The following is a 16,480-nucleotide window of genomic DNA, read 5'->3' on the forward strand; positions in this document are numbered from 1 at the left end:
TCAATCTGTGCAATGGAAAGTCCGATATCAGCGAAGACATATCGAATCAATCAGGATTGCGGAAGAATATGACTTAAATATCTTATAATTATATCATTTTACTTACTTATGCTCAATCTAAAAGGATTTTCAAAAATGCACCCTGTTCAAATAGAATCTTTGCTACTTTATAAACCCAAACACATTCAGCAGCACAATCACTAATATCACCGGACAGATTACACAGGCAGAAAATTTATCATACCAGGTTATTTTTCCATCCCTTCCATCTTGCAGAAGCTCTTTCCCGTACCGCTCCATCCCCCAAACTTTAACCGTGAAAAAGCAGATAAGCAGGCAGCCCAAAGGCATTAAAAAATATCCGGTAAAGCAGTCCAGCCAGTCATAAAAATCATACATCTGAATCCCCGTGGCAAACGGCCAGGGCAGCTTTGCATTTTTTAATACCCCGAAACCAAGAGAGACAAAAATACTTAAAAAATATACTACACTGGAAGTTATGACAAGCGCTTTTTTATGGGTTGTCTTCAAAACCTCCTGTACATATACCGTAGGTATTTCTATTACCGTGACATATGTAGAAATCACCGCAAAAAACAGCGCTGCAAAAAACAATGTTCCCACGGCCCTTCCCCCCGGAAGATTGCCGAATATCATAGTCATCGCCTCAAACACTAAGGCTTTGCCTGAAGTCATCTCCATACCGCTGCCAACCACTGATGGTATTACCAAAAGCCCTGCCACAAAAGCAACCAAGGTATCACAAAAGATCACCATGAGAGAATCCTTCTTTATATTATGAGATTCTGGTATACTGGCCCCCAGCGTGGAATAAATCCCGCACCCTATCCCCACCGAAAACATTACCTGAGAGCAGACATCGGCAAATACTTTCCAGGTAAAGTTATGAAAATCCGGTACCAGGTAATACCTCAGTCCCTTAGCCGCCCCTGGTATCTTAATCAATGCCCACACGGCACAGGCGAGCAGAATAAAAAGCAAAGCCGGCATGATAACCTTAGAAACCTTTTCCACCAGCTGAGTAATTCCGCTGAATAACAGAAACACTACCAGAACCATAACAATCCCGGCATAAATATTAGGTGAGACGGATTTTTCAATATGTCGGTCAAAAAATGCACTGGGATCCGTCCCAAAATCAACTCCGGTTGCAAATGCCACAAGATACTTAAGCACCCATCCGCTGACAACAATATAAAATACACCCACAAAGAACTCACAGAATATATTGACAGCACCTACAAAACGGAATTTTTTATTAACACTTCCGTAGTCCGCGGCCGCGTTAGACTTGCCATAGCGGCCCACAGTACTCTCCATCTTTACTATAGGATATCCAAACACCACCGACAGGATAATATACGCCACCAGAAAAGCGCCCCCTCCTCCTGCATAGGCGAGATAAGGAAATCTCCATATATTTCCAAGTCCTATGGCTGCGCCAGCCGCAACCATAATATAGCCAAAACTATTGCCCCACTGAGCCTTCGTATGCTCCGGATTACTCTCCAATTTAGTTTCTCTCATAGATCCTTCTCCTTTTTTCGGATTAAAAGATGCTGGCCGGCTTTCTATATTAAGCGCTTTCTATATCAAGTTTTACATCTTCTGCGTAAACTGAAACAAATCCGGGGAGAATCCTAAAGCTGCTGCAATTCCAATAGTAGATGCGGTATACTCCCTGGCAACTCCAGCTTCAGTAATCGTAGCATAATAGGCACCTCTCCCTACATATACAATTCCTGAAAGCACGATGGTTAGAGTGATAAGAACCACTGCATTTACCCCAGTTTTTGCATTCAGCAGATAGACGAACCCTAAGATACCTACAATATACACGCCTATCAGTACCTTAGAAGGGGACTTAATTTTGTCTGTAAGCCATCCTCCCACCGGTGCTCCAATAAGAGTCATACCATGCTGTCTCAAAATCGCTACCCATCCGGTGAACACTACGGTAACCCCCAGTACATCTGTAAAATAAGGGGTAAAGTATGACATAGTAGTTAAAAATGAGTACACTGCAAAGATACTGATCCCAACCAGCCATGTAGCAGGATTCTTAATAATCACAAGAAAATCTTTTCCCAGATTCCCTTTCGGTGCCTCAGCCGGGGATACTTCTGCCTGAGGCACCTTCTTCTTTTTCGGGTTATCCAGAACAAAGGCCACAATAGCAGTGAGAACAAAGGAAAGAATTCCGATTCCAATAATAGCTGCCTTCATGCCTGCCACGCCTTCCAAAAATTTAACATAGATAGCCATCATAATAGCATTAAAGATAATATTAAACAGTCCGATCATAGATTCATTGATACCGAAAACCTTCCCCTGGTTCTCGTCCGTAGCCAGCTCCCGCACAATCTTTATGTGAGTGGGGTAATTCATAAACAGACTGGACACTGCGAATCCGATCCAGCAGATAACTGCCATTACATAGTTCGGGCTGATTACAAAAATTAAAGACAGCACACCATTTAAAAACACAGATGCAACATACACATATTTATAATTGAATCGGTCGGCAACCCATCCGCCGATAGGTGCGCCAAATATATTACCGAAACCATAGATGGTCAGAAGCAGTCCCATCTGTACATTCGTTGCCCCAAGAAAATCCTGGAACGGATTATACCAAATATACTGAATAAACGGCACAATATAAACAATTGACCAGCAGGCCCCCAGAACTACCAGGGTGAAAAGTACTTTAACAGATAACTTTTTTTCCAATTTTCGCTCCTCCTCTTCTACTTGGCAGCTGCCAGACAGGCCAAGGCAATAGAATTGATTTTAATTTCCGGTGTGTCTGAACGGGATCCAAGAATCACAGGGGCTGCCGCACCTAATACAATTCCGGCCCATTTTGCCTGATTAAAATGCAGCCAGGATTTCCCCATAATATTTCCCGCCTCTATATTAGGGAAGATCAGCAAATCTACATCCCCCGCTATTTTACTCTGAATGCCCTTGTGTTCTGCCGCAGCTTTGTCAAAAGCGATGTCAAAAGAAATAGGGCCCTCCGGAATACAGGGAGGAATTTCTCCCTTTGCAGCCATCTCTGTTAAAGCTGCAGCCTCTACTGTGGAAATCACTTTTGGATCCAGCATCTCATTGGCTGTTAGAATGGCTGTCTTAGGCCGTTCCAGTCCAAACTTCTTCATTGCCTCCAGGGCATTGGTCATAATCACTTTTTTTTGTTCCAGATCCGGCGCCACATTAATCCCGCTGTCTGATGCATAGATAAGCTTGTGATACTGCGGCAGCTGATAAACTGCTAGAAGGCTTAAAAGCCGCCCGGTCCGCAGCCCATATTCTTTGTTCAGAATTCCTCTCATATAAACCGCGGTATTTACAAGCCCTTTCATAAGAACATCTGCCTCCCGGTTATGTACCATAGTTACGGCCTTCACCAGAGATTCTTCCTCGCTGCTGCATCCTACAATCTCATAATTCTTAAAACCTATTTCTTCTCCCACTGCCGCTATCTTTTTTTCATCTCCCACGAGAATAGGATTGATAAATCCCATCTCTGCCGCATCCCTGACGGCTGTCATAACCGCCCGGTCCTCTGCAACTGCTACACATACCTTTCTGGGATCTGTCCGCTTCACCTGATCCAGCAGGTCATCAAAATTCTTAAGCATATTCTCCTCCATTCCTGATCCTTACAGATACTCTTTCGCCTCTTCTTCATGATTCAGTACTCTTAGAGCTCCCAGCGCCAGCGCTTCCATCTCCATCTCCCCGGGAACCACTTCAATGGGCGCCAGGTAAGAGATTCTATCAGAAACCTCTGACACGACTTTCTGAGAATATGCAATTCCTCCGGTAAAAATAATTCTGTCTACCTTTCCTTTCAGGCTTGCTCCATAGAGGGCAATCTCCTTTGCTACCTGATAGGTAAATGCCCGGAAAATAAGGCTGGCTTTTTCATCCCCGCTCTCTGCCATTTTCTCTACCTCTTCCATATCCTTGGTTCCCAGGTAGTCATACATTCCTCCGCATGAGCTAACCTTCCGGACCATCTCTTCCCGCGTATATCTGCCGGAATAGCATAGTTCGATCAGCTGATAGGTCAGGAGGCCGCCGCTGCGCTCCGGTGAGAAAGGTCCGTCTGTACGCCCACCGCTGCCATCTATCATTCTGCCTTTTTCGTGGGCAACAATAGAGATTCCTGACCCCAGATGGGCCACGATAAAGTTAAAGTCCTCATATCTCCCGCCCATTTTCTCCGCTGTCTTTCTTGCCACTGCTTTGTGGTTCAGGGCGTGGAACCAGCTTTTCTTCTCAAGATCTGACATTCCTGTTATCCTTGCAACATCCTGCATCTCATCCACAGCAACGGGATCTACCACAAAGGAAGGTGCTCCTATGGCATCCCCGATATTCCGTGCAATTACTGCTCCCAGATTCGAGGCGTGCTCTCCGTTTACAGCGTTCTTTAAGTCCTCTACCATACGGTCATTCACCCGGTAGGTGCCTCCCGGAACGGGACGCATAAGACCTCCTCTGCCTACCACACAGGCAAAGGAATCTAAGGGATGACCCGCTTCTTCCAGTATTCTAGTGATGATACCTGTCCGGTATTCATATTCATCAAAAACCGTAGGAAATGGCTGTAAATCCTCTCCCGTATGCTTTATGTTTCTCTTCAGAATTTCCTGCCTGCCTTCAAAGACAGAAAATTTAGTAGAGGAACCTCCGGGATTAATTACTAAAATCTTCATGTTCCATCCTCACTTCTCAGTACATACTTTTGATTATGGATGTTCTAGTGAATGGAACATAGTTCTATTATTGTTCAGTGTAGCACCTCTTCTTTCCCGGTGTCAATTCTTTTCTGTCTCCTTTGCTGACTTTCATGATTTTGCACAAAAATAAAGCATGCTCTCTGGTAATTAAACCAAAGGCATGCTATATTCTTCCTTACCTCAAACTGTTGGAAATTTCCCGGGTAACCTGGCAGAGTCTGTCTATTTTTCTCTGGAAGGTCTCATCCTTAATTCTGCTGGTTGGACCAGATAGACTTATGGCAGCTACTGCATACTGTCCGTTTTTGAAAATAGGAGCTCCTATACAGGTAAGTCCCATTTCCCGCTCTTCATCGTCAACTGCAAACCCCTGGAGTCTTACCTTCTCCAGTTCCTTTTCCAGTTCCTTTCTTGTCACTATGGTGTGTTCCGTATACTTTATCATAGGCCGCTGATCATAGATTGAGAGATCAATGTTCTCACTGAATGCCAAAAGGCATTTGCCTACTGCCGCACAGTGACAGTCATTGCGGGATCCCACCTCGGAGTTGAACCTGAGAATCTGATTGTTTTCCTCCTTGTATATCATGACGCTCCGATAAATATCCTTCTCATTTCTTTCAAGAATTGAAACATTTACCGCTTCATTAAACTCATCATGAAGTGCTTTGGCATACGGCTTAACCAGCTTTTGAATTCCTATTTTTTCTCCAATGCTGGTACCCATAATGTACAGACGGATTCCAAGAGAATACTTTTCTGTCTCCGGATTTTTTGTCACAAATCCCTTTGCCTCTAATGTTGCCAGAGTTCTGAATACAGTACTTTTATAGACTCCCATGTCTTCACTAATTTTAGTTATGGACACCTCAGTGCCCGCATTATACATATAAATCAGCATGTCCAGCGCCCGATCCACCGCATTTATGATATTCATATCTGTCATAAAATCACCTCCCTCCATCCTGCAGCTTTTTCGTCACTTATCTTTGACACTACCACAAAGCATATTAAATTTCAATTATTTTTTCTGTATCTAAATTTTTATGCTCAATGGCTATCCCTGTATTTTTGTGCACTTTATACATAAAAACAATTTATTATTAACCACATTTCATAATTTTAACAAAATGATATTGACAAAATAAAGATTGAGTGGGTATAATGCAGTTGATTATGGAACACAGTTCTAGTGTTTGGAACAAAGCTATGAAACTAACAAAGGAAACTTTTAGGAGGTATTTCAATGAAAGTTACAGTGAAATCGGCCAGATGCAAGGAATGCGGACTCTGCTATTCCTTCTGTCCGAAAGAAGCCATCAGCTTTTCCCAGGATACCAATGCTTCAGGCTACCATCCTGTCATGGTAGATGATGAAAAATGCATTGGCTGCGGAACCTGTTATATAACATGTCCGGATGGCGTCTTTCACGTTTTGCAGAGCGGAAGGGGGAGTTTATAAATGGCAGAAATGATGAAGGGAAATGTGGCTATAGCTGAAGCTGCCGTCCGGGCAGGTGTCCGGTTCTATGCAGGTTATCCCATTACCCCATCCAGTGAAATTATGGAATATTTGTCCTGGCGTCTCTCTGAAGTCGGAGGATCGTTTGTCCAGGCAGAGAGTGAACTTGCAGGAATTAATATGGTGTTTGGAGCTTCCAGCTGCGGAGTCAGGGCCATGACTGCCTCTTCTGGGCCTGGTATCAGCCTGAAACAAGAAGGCATCTCTGCTCTCTCTGATGAGGAGCTTCCCGCACTTGTGATCAACATGGTACGTTACGGAAACGGCCTGGGAACTCTGTTTTCCTCCCAGTGCGATTACCACCGGGAAACTCACGGGGGCGGACATGGAGATTACCGGTGCATCGTACTTTCTCCGTCCAGTATTCAGGAGGCAGTGGATCTGATCCCCACAGCATATGAACTGGGAGAGAAATACCGGGTAGTCGTAGTACTGATGTCCGAAGGAGCTCTCGGGCAGATGATGGAACCAGTTGAACTTCCCGAATTTTTGGAACCAAAAAAGAATTACTGGGGTTTTGATGGAAAGCATTCTTATAAAAAAATTGGAATTTTTGACAGAGACTCTATGAAAGAGGCTGTGGAGCTAAACAAAAAATACGCAGAGATAAAAGAAAATGAACAGCGTTGGGAATCCGAGGGGTTGGAAGATGCCGACTATGTATTCGTGGCGTATGGTCTGCCCGGCAGAAGTACGCTGGGAGCCGTCCGGAGTCTGAGAGAGCAGGGGTATAAAGTGGGTCTTATCCGGCCAATTACCACATGGCCTTTCCCTGAGAATGCATTCCGGGAGGTGAATCCAAAGGTAAAAGCAATGATCACTGTGGAGGCAAATGCAACCGGACAGCTGGTGGACGATGTTGCTCTCTACACAAAAAAAATAATAAAGAGCGATGTACCTGTATATGCGCTTCCATTTGTCTACGGTGTGCCCCCCATGAAGGAGATCCAGAATAAATTCCGGCAGATTCTTGCCGGTGAGATAAAGGAGGTATACTGATATGCCAGCAGAAAGAAAAGTGCCGGAGATGATAGACCGGCCCATGAGCTTTTGTCCAGGCTGCGGACATGGTATCATTATCCGCCTGATTTGTGAGTGTCTGGAAGAACTGGGGCAGGACCAGAATGTAATTTTCCCCATAGGGGTAGGATGTTCCTCCAATCTGGGAGGAGGACTAGTGGCAGATCGGCTTCACTGTCTGCACGGGAGAGCAGGAGCAGTCGCCACAGGTATCAAAAGAGTGAATCCCGATAACCTTGTAATCACGTATCAGGGAGACGGAGATGCCTACAGTATAGGTATTGCCGAGACCACCAATGCGGCTTACCGCAACGAAAATATAACAGTAATAACAGTAAACAATACCAATTTTGGTATGACCGGAGGGCAGATGAGCCTGACTACCATGGAAGGGCAAAAGACTTCAACCACTGTTCATGGACGTGATTGTTCTGTCACTGGCTTTCCCATCCGTTTTCCTGAACTGGTTGCTTCCCAGTTTCACCTTGCCTATGTGGCCAGAGGTTCTGTCAGCAGCCCCGCCAACATTAAAAAGACAAAAGGGTACATAAAGAAAGCACTCCAGGCTCAGATGAACGGGGAAGGATATTCCATGGTGGAAATCATGTCTCCATGTCCTGTAAACTGGGGAATGAAGCCTATTCAGGCTATGGAACGGATTAATAATGATCTGATCTCTTACTATCCTCTGGGAGAATTTACGGAAAAAGGAGGAGAAACCAAATGAAAGAAGTAGTATGTGCCGGGTCCGGAGGACAGGGCGTCCTTACCTGCGGGCTTATTCTGTCAGATATTGCCGTAAGAGAAGGACAGAATGCCACATGGTGTCCATCCTATGGATCTGCCATGCGGGGGGGAACCGCCAATTGCACAGTAAAATTCGGCAAAGATATTATTTATAATCCTCAGCAGGAAGAACCAGACGTCCTTATTGTTATGAACAACCCTTCCTTTGAGATGTTTATTAAAATTGTTGCGCCAAATGGGCTGGCAGTGGTTGGGGATATGGTTACCTGCGATACCACAGTGCGCCCTGATGTAACCATTGTTAAGGTTCCCTGCTCTGCCATAGCGGATGAACTCGGAAATGCAAGAAGTGCCAACATTGTCATGACCGGCGCTGCTGTTAAAGCTATGGGCGATTTCTCAAAAGAGGAAGCCATTGCTGCCATGAACGCAATGTTTGCTAAAAAGGGAAAAAGTAAATTTGAGGAAGCTAACAAGAAGGCTTTCGAGGCTGGATATGCCGCCGTGTAACTAACCCTGCAGAAGGCATATTAGTAAAAATGACGAAAATTAAAAATAGAACATTGTTCCATTTTTAATTATAAAACATCCTTTTTCTTCAATAAATTTTATAAGTTTTGCACTAATATTAGATATTACTTCTAATATTTTGCACAATACAGTCTTGATTTTAAAATTGTATAATAAAAATTTTTGTGAAAAATGCAAGCAAAAATTTCTTTGACATTTTAAAAGGGCTGTGGTACTTTAAAGAAAAGGATGTTGTCTGTTCCGTAAAAAGAGCAGGACATACATCCTTTTTTTAACAAAATGAGAAATCATGCGCATGATTCCATAAAAGTATAAGGGTGTGTAGGAAAACAAATTAAGGAGGATTTTTGAATGGAAAAAAGAAGTTTATTCTATCCATTGGACCAGGAAGATTTGACAACATTACGTCTTCAGTATGACTGGAAAACCGGTAATGTATTTCTTCAGGCATCTAAAGACTGGGATCCTGATTTAGACTGGTCAAAGTACAACCACGATTTCTACGTAGAAAGCATTAAAACACACAATGCAAAATTTTTAAATGACGTAGAGACAAGAGCTATGTTTGAGAAATACGGTTTAACCGATTATCTGGAAGAGGTTATCGACCTTTTAAGACAGGGAAAACATTTCGGTATTGACTGTTTCTATCACAAAGGATTTGACATTAAGTATCTGGGCAACATGCATAACAGAAAACGCGGTATCAATAATACCCGTCACGGTGTGATGAAAGGCGGTATCCGCCGCCACGAAAAAGATGAGAACGAGTTAGATATCATCATCGACGGCCTGAACCTCGGAAGAGCAATGTCCTTTAAAAATATTGCAGGTGAGCTTCCCGTAGGCGGATGCAAATCTTGCGTTATTATGGATGAACTGGATCTCACAGATATGAACGTATGCGGTTTCCTGGGCTTCTGTCTGGATGAAATCCGCTGCTCTACAGGACCTGATATGGGATTCCCTCCTGCCATGACCGATGTTATGAAAGAAAATGGCTTCAGCGTTCAGTATACCTGCGGACCACGGGGTCCTCTGGGATCCTCAGGACCGCCGACAGCTTACGGAGTATTCATTTCTCTGGAACAGGCAGTACGCTTCCTCAACGGCAGCGAAGATATGACAGGAATGTCCTTCGCCGTTCAGGGTCTTGGAGAAGTAGGCGCCGCTATGGTAGGATGCATTGCCAAGTTTGTCAAAAATCCTAAAATCTATGTTGCAGATATCAACCAGCAGCGTGTAGATGAGATTGTTGCTAAATACAAAGAACAGGGAATCGATATCTCTCCTGCATCCACAGATGAGATCCTTTACCTGGATGTTGACGTAGTTTCTCCATGTGCTATGGGTGCTGTGCTCAACGAAGAAAGCATTCCTAAACTTAACTGCAAAATCATCTGGGGTTCTGCCAATAACCAGATCAAAGCAAGCAGCGTAGAAGAAGAATGCCGTCTGGCAAAAGTAATTGCTGACAGAGGAATCCTCTTCCAGACAGACTGGTGGCACAATACCGCCGGCGTAATGTTTGGCTATGAAGAATACAAATATCAGAAGGATGCCAGCCTCGAGCGTACTTATGCAGACATCAAACGAGTACTTCCCAAAAACACCTGGGAGAACTTAAACAAAGCCAAAGAACTTGGTATTACTCCTACCGAATCCGCTTACAAAACATGTAATGATGAATTATACGGTGCATAAAAGCATTCGGTCATAATATCTGCCGCAGGGCGGCCGGCAGAAAACTCTCCAAAATAATTACCAGCCGCCCGCCAGTTATCTTCTTTTTTAATAGTCAAATGCTACAGGAAAAGCAGAGTTCACAGGTAACAAAAATTTCTCCTATTGTGTTAATTAGAAAAAGTTCTGTATATGAAAAGAGTGATTACTATGAATGCTAAATCGAAAGTCAATATATTAGCAATTGCCACCGTTATCCTCTGGGCCTCTGCTTTTCCATTTTCAAAAGTTGCCATGGAGCACTTTTCACCTAATTCCTTAGGATGCCTGCGTATCACCGCAGCTTCCATATTTCTTATCCTGCTGGGAATATTCAGCCGGCTGCATCTGCCCAGGAAAAAAGACATCTACAAATTCTTCCTCTCAGGTGCACTTGGTTTTACTTTATATATGCTGACCTTCAACGTAGGGATACGGACCTTAACGTCAGCAACCTCAAGCATCATTATGGCCATGACCCCGGTAATGACCGCCGTAGGCGCACTCTTTATCTACCGGGAAAAAATACCTGCCATAGGCTGGATCTCCATTGGAATTGAATTCATCGGTATTCTGGTTCTTACTTTGTGGGACGGAGTACTTTCCATAAATGTCGGAATTCTCTGGACCCTGAGTACTGCCATACTCTTCTGTGGGTATAATCTATACCAGAGAAAACTGCTCTCCCAGGGATATACCCCTTTAGAGATAACCATATTCAGTATCACCGCAGGAGCAATCTTATTCCTTCCGTTCTTGCCAAACGGAATCCATGAAATGTCCAAAGCTCCGCTTTCCCATATTCTGGTGGTCATATACCTGGGAGTCTTTCCCAATGCCATAGCTGCATTCACTTGGGGAAAAGCCTTACTAATTGCCAAAAAAACAAGCGATGTAACCTATTTTATGTTTGTAACCCCATTACTGGCAACCATAATGGGATTTGTAGTTTTGAAAGAATCACCATCTGCCGGGACCATTGCAGGGGGGATCATCATACTGGTAGGACTCCGGCTATTTCAAAAAAAGCAAAAGGGGACGTGTTCTTCCTAGAAGGTACACGTCCCAAAATCGATCAGGGGTGTCCCATTTCCAAACTGCCCTGTCCCTTTTTCTATTTAATCAAAGCGGAAGCTTATAATATCATCATCAGATATGCATCCTGCTTCATTACTGCAAACCCCAAAAAGAGCCAAAAACATAATGTTTTTGGCTCTCTAAGCGTTCCCGAGAGGATTTGAACCTCCGACCCCTCGCTTAGGAGGCGAGTGCTCTATCCAGCTGAGCTACGAGAACATAAAAATCTCACTAAATAATTTTACCAAAATAAAAGGAAAAAGTCAAATCTTACTTACAAAGAAATACAAAGAAAAAATTCAAAGAGACTCTTGCGGCCGCCGCATTTTCCAGTACTTAATGCAGCGGCCACAGGATTTATTTAATCTCTGCTGTCTCTATAATAAATTTAACATTACCATCCATTTGATCCGAGATGCCTGAGAATGATTGATACCTCTCTCCTTCATCCATAACTGCATCGATACGATCTTTTAATGTCTGAATATCTCCATCAAACACTTCTGATAGTTTCTGAATACCAGTCTCATCAAACTCTTTCATTCCATCCGCCAAATCTCTGGATCCATCCGCCAGCTGTTTGACACCAGAGGTCAGCTGTTCACTTCCATCCATCAGTCGGCTGCCTCCATTCTGCAGTGTATTTGTGCCCGAGGACAGAGCTTGCGCACCGTTGTTTAAGGCACTGTTATTTCCTGTCAGTTCTTTTACACCGCTGATTAAATCGCCTGATCCCGCAAGCAAATCCGATGCTCCTTTATTAAGCTCCCCATTATAGGAAGAAAGCTCATCTGCCCCGGATTTCAGACTGTTGATGCCCGTTCTCAATGATCCTGCCGATGCATTCAGAGTATTGCTTCCCTCTGCAACCTTATCCATTATATTCTTCATAGCCTTACTGCCTTCAACAACTGATTCTATGCCGGAATGCACGCTTGCCGCACCCTGATAAAGATCGCTGTTTTCCCCGGTAGCCTCAACCAACTGATGAATATAGCCCTTCAGGGTATCCAGATCCGAAGTTCCCGAAGTACCTCCTGCTGCACTCTGAAGTTGTGTTAACAGGATTGTTTCAGTATCTACATTCTCCTGCAGCCTGTGAATACAGTCTTCTAACTGTCCATAATAAGCCTGGAAGGTATCACCTAAACCAGCCCTGTCTGCCAATCCTTTATAATCACCGGCCACATCCTGTACGCCCTTAAGTATTTCTAAAACAGCACTGTCGTTTGTTAGAGAGGTCTTAACACCAGACACAACAGAACGCAGCAGTGTCTGCACATCTGCAGCCGAAGCGCCGGAATCCAAAACGGATTCAATAGCTTTTAGCGTACTGTTAACCGTTCCAATCCCCTCTGCAACAGAAGAGCTTCCCTGCAGTAAAGCCTGGGTTTTCTGTTCATCTGTAAGAGAGTCCAGACCAGACTTTACCCCCTGGATCCCTTGATTCAGATTACTTACAGCTCCAGGCAGTTCCTTTGTCCCAGCGGCCAGTTCTTCTACCCCCGATGCAAGACTTTCCTCTCCTGCAGTATAAGTCCGGATTCCCTCTGCAAGCTGGGATGCCCCTGCAGTATAGGCGGTGACCCCGCCTGCAAGTGCTGCTGCCCCTGCAGTATAATCTCCAACTCCGGAAGCAAGCGCTTCTGCTCCATCATGAAGTTCCCCAATTCCGCTGTTTAAAGTATGGATCCCATCTCCGAACTCTCCAGTCTTATCCTGCAGAGCGGAAATACCATCCTTAAGCGTCCCGGAACCATCTACCAGCCGGTTAGAAGCGTCTGACAGCTCTTTCATAGAATCCTGTAAATCTTCAAAGCTGTTAATATCATCAAACCCCAGTTCTCCAAGCATATCAGAGGATGCTAAGGTAAGAGTAGGGCCCATAGTAAAATCAGTAACATCTGCTGTTATTGTCAGGGATTCCGGAATCTTAAAATCTGTATCCTCTGTGTCCGGTTCCTTTAGATCTAAACTTTGCTTTAAACCTGGAAAGGCAACTCCAATAACAATATCTCTGCTTGCATCAGAGATTACTTTTCCATGATCTATCTGAACGTTCGTAAAATTATCTGTGGGAAGAAACATCCCCGTGACCATCACAAAAGGCGTATAGACCTCCGTATCCTTATCCTGTATTTTTACAGTATTCCTGGAATGGTTGGTATACTGAATATTCATTTCCAGACTGCCTGACTTTCCGGCAAGCTCCTTTACGTCTACTTCTTTTCCATTTAATTTATAAGTTATATTTACACTTACAGGAAGAGATTTCTTTGTTTTACCCTGATAATAGATATCCGTTCCCTTAGTCTTCCAGGTTAATTTCTGCCCTTCTTTTTGGAACTTCTCATCGCCCTTCACATTTTTAATATCTGTCAGCTCTGACTGATCCTCCAGCTCATGTACCGTTCCTGCATTTTTCATCCAGTCAGACACAATAATCTCTTCAACATTTCCCTCAGCATCAGCAGTAACATATACAGACTCATCTTTTGACAGTGTCCCGCATGGAGCTGGGGCACTCTTATTCGCTACCTGCTCCGTTATACTTCTCAGCTCCTCTGCCTCCTGGGATGCTTCTTCCTTCTTAGCTGCATCTGCTTTCTGGCTGTCTGCAAACAGATACGTGCATCCAACTACTGCTATCATACCCACCGCAGTTACTGCGGCTGCCTTTTTTCTCCATCCTTTTTTCATAACAATCCCTCCCACTTATTGAACGAAACTTTCATTTGTTTTTACCTTATGTTTTTTCGGAACAAATCCAATAGAAGTCCTGCAGATTACAGGATCCAAGATCATAAACATAGCAGGTAGCACAAAAAGTACCACAACTGTACTTATAATAGCTCCCCTGGACAGCAGTGTACAGATGGAACTTATCATATCAATCTTTGAATACAGTCCGACTCCAAAAGTAGCTGCAAAAAAGCTGCATCCACTGATTAAGATAGATTTCATGGAAGTCTTATGAGCTATAGAAATAGCCTCTTTCTTAGACCTGCCAAGCCCACGTTCCTTCTGGTAACGGCTGGTCATCAAAATAGCATAATCCACGGTAGCTCCCAACTGAATCGTTCCAATTACAATACTGGCTACAAAAGGAAGCGTAATCCCACTGTAATAGGGAATAGCCATATTTACACAAATAGCAAATTCAATAACTGCAACCAGGATTACCGGCAGAGAAATTGATTTGAATACCAGCAGAATAATCAGAAAAATAGCTGCAACCGAAGCAATATTAACATTTTTCAAATCCACATCCGTAACATCTGCTAGATCCTTTGTAAGGGGCGCCTCACCGATAACCATAGATTGAGGACTGTAAGTCTTAACGATCTTATCAATCTGAGCAATCTGGTTATTCACCTCATCTGTTGCCGCCTTATAGTCAGAGCAAACAAACGCCACTTCGTAATCATCACTCTGAAGCATCTTCCTAACATCCTCGGGAATAATAGAAGAAGGAATTCCGGGCCCTATGAGAGAATCCATCCCGATTTCCCATTTCACACCGTCAACTTTATCGATGGCTTCCAGCATCTCCGTTTTTTCTTTGGCCTCCATGCCATTTTTCATAAGTACCATATGGACCGTATTCATATGGAAATCATCTTCCAGCTTGGTGTTCGCAACTGCACTGGGGAGTGTAGCCGGGAGACATTTGTCTATGTTATAGTAAACCTCTGTATGGCTGTTGCCGTAAACAGCAGGAAACAGCAGAAGAATAAATATTGCCAGCCAGGCTTTATAATGTCTGGTAATAAATCCGGATATCTTATCAAGATTCGGAATAATTGCTTTATGCTTTGTCTTTTCTATGGCCTTGTCAAAGGTAAGAATCATAGCAGGGAGCAGAGTAACACAGCAGATTACACCGATTACTACCCCCTTAGCCATTACAATACCGATATCCCTTCCCAATGTAAATGTCATAAAGCACAGAGCTGCAAAACCGGCAATAGTTGTTACAGAACTTCCGACGACAGATTTAAAAGTATTTGAGATGGCATGAGCCATGGCCCTCTGTTTATCATTTTCAAATCGTATCTTATTATCCTCATAGCTGTTCAGAAGAAAGATGGAATAGTCCATAGTAACACCCAACTGGAGAATAGCAGTCAGTGCCTTTGTCAGATAAGATATCTCTCCAAGAAATATATTGCTTCCCAGATTGTATAAAATAGCAACCCCAATTCCGGTAAGAAATAATACCGGAACAACCAGGGAGTCCATGGTAAGACACAAAACCAGGAGCGAAAGAACTGCCGCGATCACTACATAGATAGGCATTTCCTGAAGAGACAGATTTTTTATATCCGTCACAACACCGGTCATACCGCTGATAAAGCACTGTTTTCCTACTGTATTTCTCATAGCACTTACTGCATCCATAGCTTCATCAGAAGACGTTGTATTATCAAACAGAGCAACCATCATGGTAGCATCCCCATTAAAAAAGCTTTCCTTAAGTTCAGAGGGAAGCATTTCAACCGGAACACTAATATCCACTGCACTGTCATACCAGAGTACATCCTTTACGTGATCAATTTCCTTAATCTCCTCTTTTAGTCTCCGGACATCCTTCATCTCCATATCTTCCACTACAACCATGGAAAAAGCACCCATTCCAAATTCATCCACCAGTATATCCTGACCGGAAACTGTCTCCAGTGAATCAGGAAGATAACTCAGAATATCGTAGTTAATTCGTGTTTTAGATATCCCTATGAGAGAAGGAATAATCAGCAGAATCCCGATTACCATAATCAATCTTCTGTGTCTTGCAATCCACTTGCCAATTTTGATTGTCATAATAATTGCTCACTCCTCTTTTTCAATGTCTGCATCCCCTTTAATCATTTTATTAATGACCAGTAGTCATTTATTTATCAATACTCGTTATACATCAAAAATGACCAGTAGTCAATATATTAAAATTATTTTATATAATTTTAATATATTGACTCAGACTGTAGACAAAGTCCGAGGACAAGTGCCTAGGATTTTCTTCGCCATTGAGCCAGAAAAGTCAGCACTTACAAGACTTTGAGGCTCTTTTTTGGTATAATAGATGTAT

General features: G+C 43.4%; 13 protein-coding genes and 1 tRNA gene. 6 read left to right on the plus strand and 8 right to left on the minus strand.

Going from position 1 to position 16,480, the window contains the following annotated elements:
• Nucleotides 1-162: 162 nt before the first annotated feature.
• The 5 genes from GKG41_RS18600 to GKG41_RS18620 form a co-directional block, all read right to left on the minus strand.
• Entirely contained in the window at nucleotides 163-1,548 is a 1,386-nt protein-coding gene (locus GKG41_RS18600; RefSeq protein ID WP_154261350.1) for a sodium-dependent transporter, read from the minus strand.
• A gap of 72 nt (nucleotides 1,549-1,620) precedes the next feature.
• Nucleotides 1,621-2,754: an MFS transporter gene (locus GKG41_RS18605; protein ID WP_173015653.1), complete on the minus strand. Its 1,134-nt coding sequence runs from the start codon at nucleotides 2,752-2,754 to the stop codon at nucleotides 1,621-1,623.
• Between the two features lie 17 nt (nucleotides 2,755-2,771).
• Nucleotides 2,772-3,668 carry a phosphate acyltransferase gene (locus GKG41_RS18610; protein ID WP_154261352.1) on the minus strand — a complete coding sequence of 299 codons (897 nt, stop codon included), beginning with the start codon at nucleotides 3,666-3,668 and terminating at the stop codon, nucleotides 2,772-2,774.
• A 21-nt stretch (nucleotides 3,669-3,689) separates the two neighbouring features.
• Nucleotides 3,690-4,751, minus strand: coding sequence for a butyrate kinase (gene buk / locus GKG41_RS18615; RefSeq protein ID WP_154261353.1), 1,062 nt, complete (start codon nucleotides 4,749-4,751; stop codon nucleotides 3,690-3,692).
• Between the two features lie 199 nt (nucleotides 4,752-4,950).
• The gene (locus GKG41_RS18620; RefSeq protein ID WP_154261354.1) at nucleotides 4,951-5,721 is read right to left on the minus strand and encodes an IclR family transcriptional regulator; all 771 of its coding nucleotides are present in this window, start codon (nucleotides 5,719-5,721) and stop codon (nucleotides 4,951-4,953) included.
• Between the two features lie 300 nt (nucleotides 5,722-6,021).
• On the opposite strand from GKG41_RS18620, the gene GKG41_RS18625 reads away from it, so the two are divergent.
• The 6 genes from GKG41_RS18625 (at nucleotide 6,022) to GKG41_RS18650 (ending at nucleotide 11,370) form a co-directional block, all read left to right on the plus strand.
• Nucleotides 6,022-6,237, plus strand: a complete 216-nt coding sequence (locus GKG41_RS18625; protein ID WP_154261355.1) for a 4Fe-4S binding protein — start codon at nucleotides 6,022-6,024, stop codon at nucleotides 6,235-6,237.
• Nucleotides 6,238-7,296: a 3-methyl-2-oxobutanoate dehydrogenase subunit beta gene (locus GKG41_RS18630; RefSeq protein WP_154261356.1), complete on the plus strand. Its 1,059-nt coding sequence runs from the start codon at nucleotides 6,238-6,240 to the stop codon at nucleotides 7,294-7,296. It begins immediately after the preceding gene.
• Nucleotide 7,297: 1 nt separating this feature from the next.
• Nucleotides 7,298-8,044, plus strand: a complete 747-nt coding sequence (locus GKG41_RS18635; protein ID WP_154261357.1) for a thiamine pyrophosphate-dependent enzyme — start codon at nucleotides 7,298-7,300, stop codon at nucleotides 8,042-8,044.
• A complete protein-coding gene (locus GKG41_RS18640) occupies nucleotides 8,041-8,574 on the plus strand; it encodes a 2-oxoacid:acceptor oxidoreductase family protein (protein ID WP_154261358.1) in 534 nt (177 codons plus the stop codon). Before GKG41_RS18635 ends, GKG41_RS18640 begins: the two co-directional genes overlap by 4 nt.
• A gap of 372 nt (nucleotides 8,575-8,946) precedes the next feature.
• Complete coding sequence (locus GKG41_RS18645; protein WP_154261359.1) at nucleotides 8,947-10,299, plus strand: Glu/Leu/Phe/Val dehydrogenase family protein; 1,353 nt, start codon at nucleotides 8,947-8,949, stop codon at nucleotides 10,297-10,299.
• 189 nt (nucleotides 10,300-10,488) lie between these two features.
• Nucleotides 10,489-11,370, plus strand: a complete 882-nt coding sequence (locus GKG41_RS18650; protein WP_154261360.1) for a DMT family transporter — start codon at nucleotides 10,489-10,491, stop codon at nucleotides 11,368-11,370.
• Nucleotides 11,371-11,539: 169 nt separating this feature from the next.
• Here GKG41_RS18650 and GKG41_RS18655 read toward each other — a convergent pair.
• The 3 genes from GKG41_RS18655 to GKG41_RS18665 all read right to left on the minus strand — a co-directional run bounded on the left by GKG41_RS18655 (nucleotide 11,540) and on the right by GKG41_RS18665 (nucleotide 16,215).
• Nucleotides 11,540-11,613: transfer RNA gene (locus tag GKG41_RS18655), tRNA-Arg, on the minus strand.
• Between the two features lie 138 nt (nucleotides 11,614-11,751).
• Nucleotides 11,752-14,094 (minus strand): hypothetical protein, encoded by a 2,343-nt coding sequence (locus GKG41_RS18660; protein ID WP_154261361.1) that lies wholly within the window; start codon nucleotides 14,092-14,094, stop codon nucleotides 11,752-11,754.
• Nucleotides 14,095-14,109: 15 nt separating this feature from the next.
• Nucleotides 14,110-16,215 carry an efflux RND transporter permease subunit gene (locus tag GKG41_RS18665; RefSeq protein ID WP_154261362.1) on the minus strand — a complete coding sequence of 702 codons (2,106 nt, stop codon included), beginning with the start codon at nucleotides 16,213-16,215 and terminating at the stop codon, nucleotides 14,110-14,112.
• Nucleotides 16,216-16,480 lie beyond the last annotated feature (265 nt).

The sequence above is a fragment of the Lactonifactor sp. BIOML-A5 genome, from assembly GCF_009677585.1.
In the GTDB taxonomy this organism is placed as follows: Bacteria; Bacillota; Clostridia; order Lachnospirales; family Lachnospiraceae; genus Lactonifactor.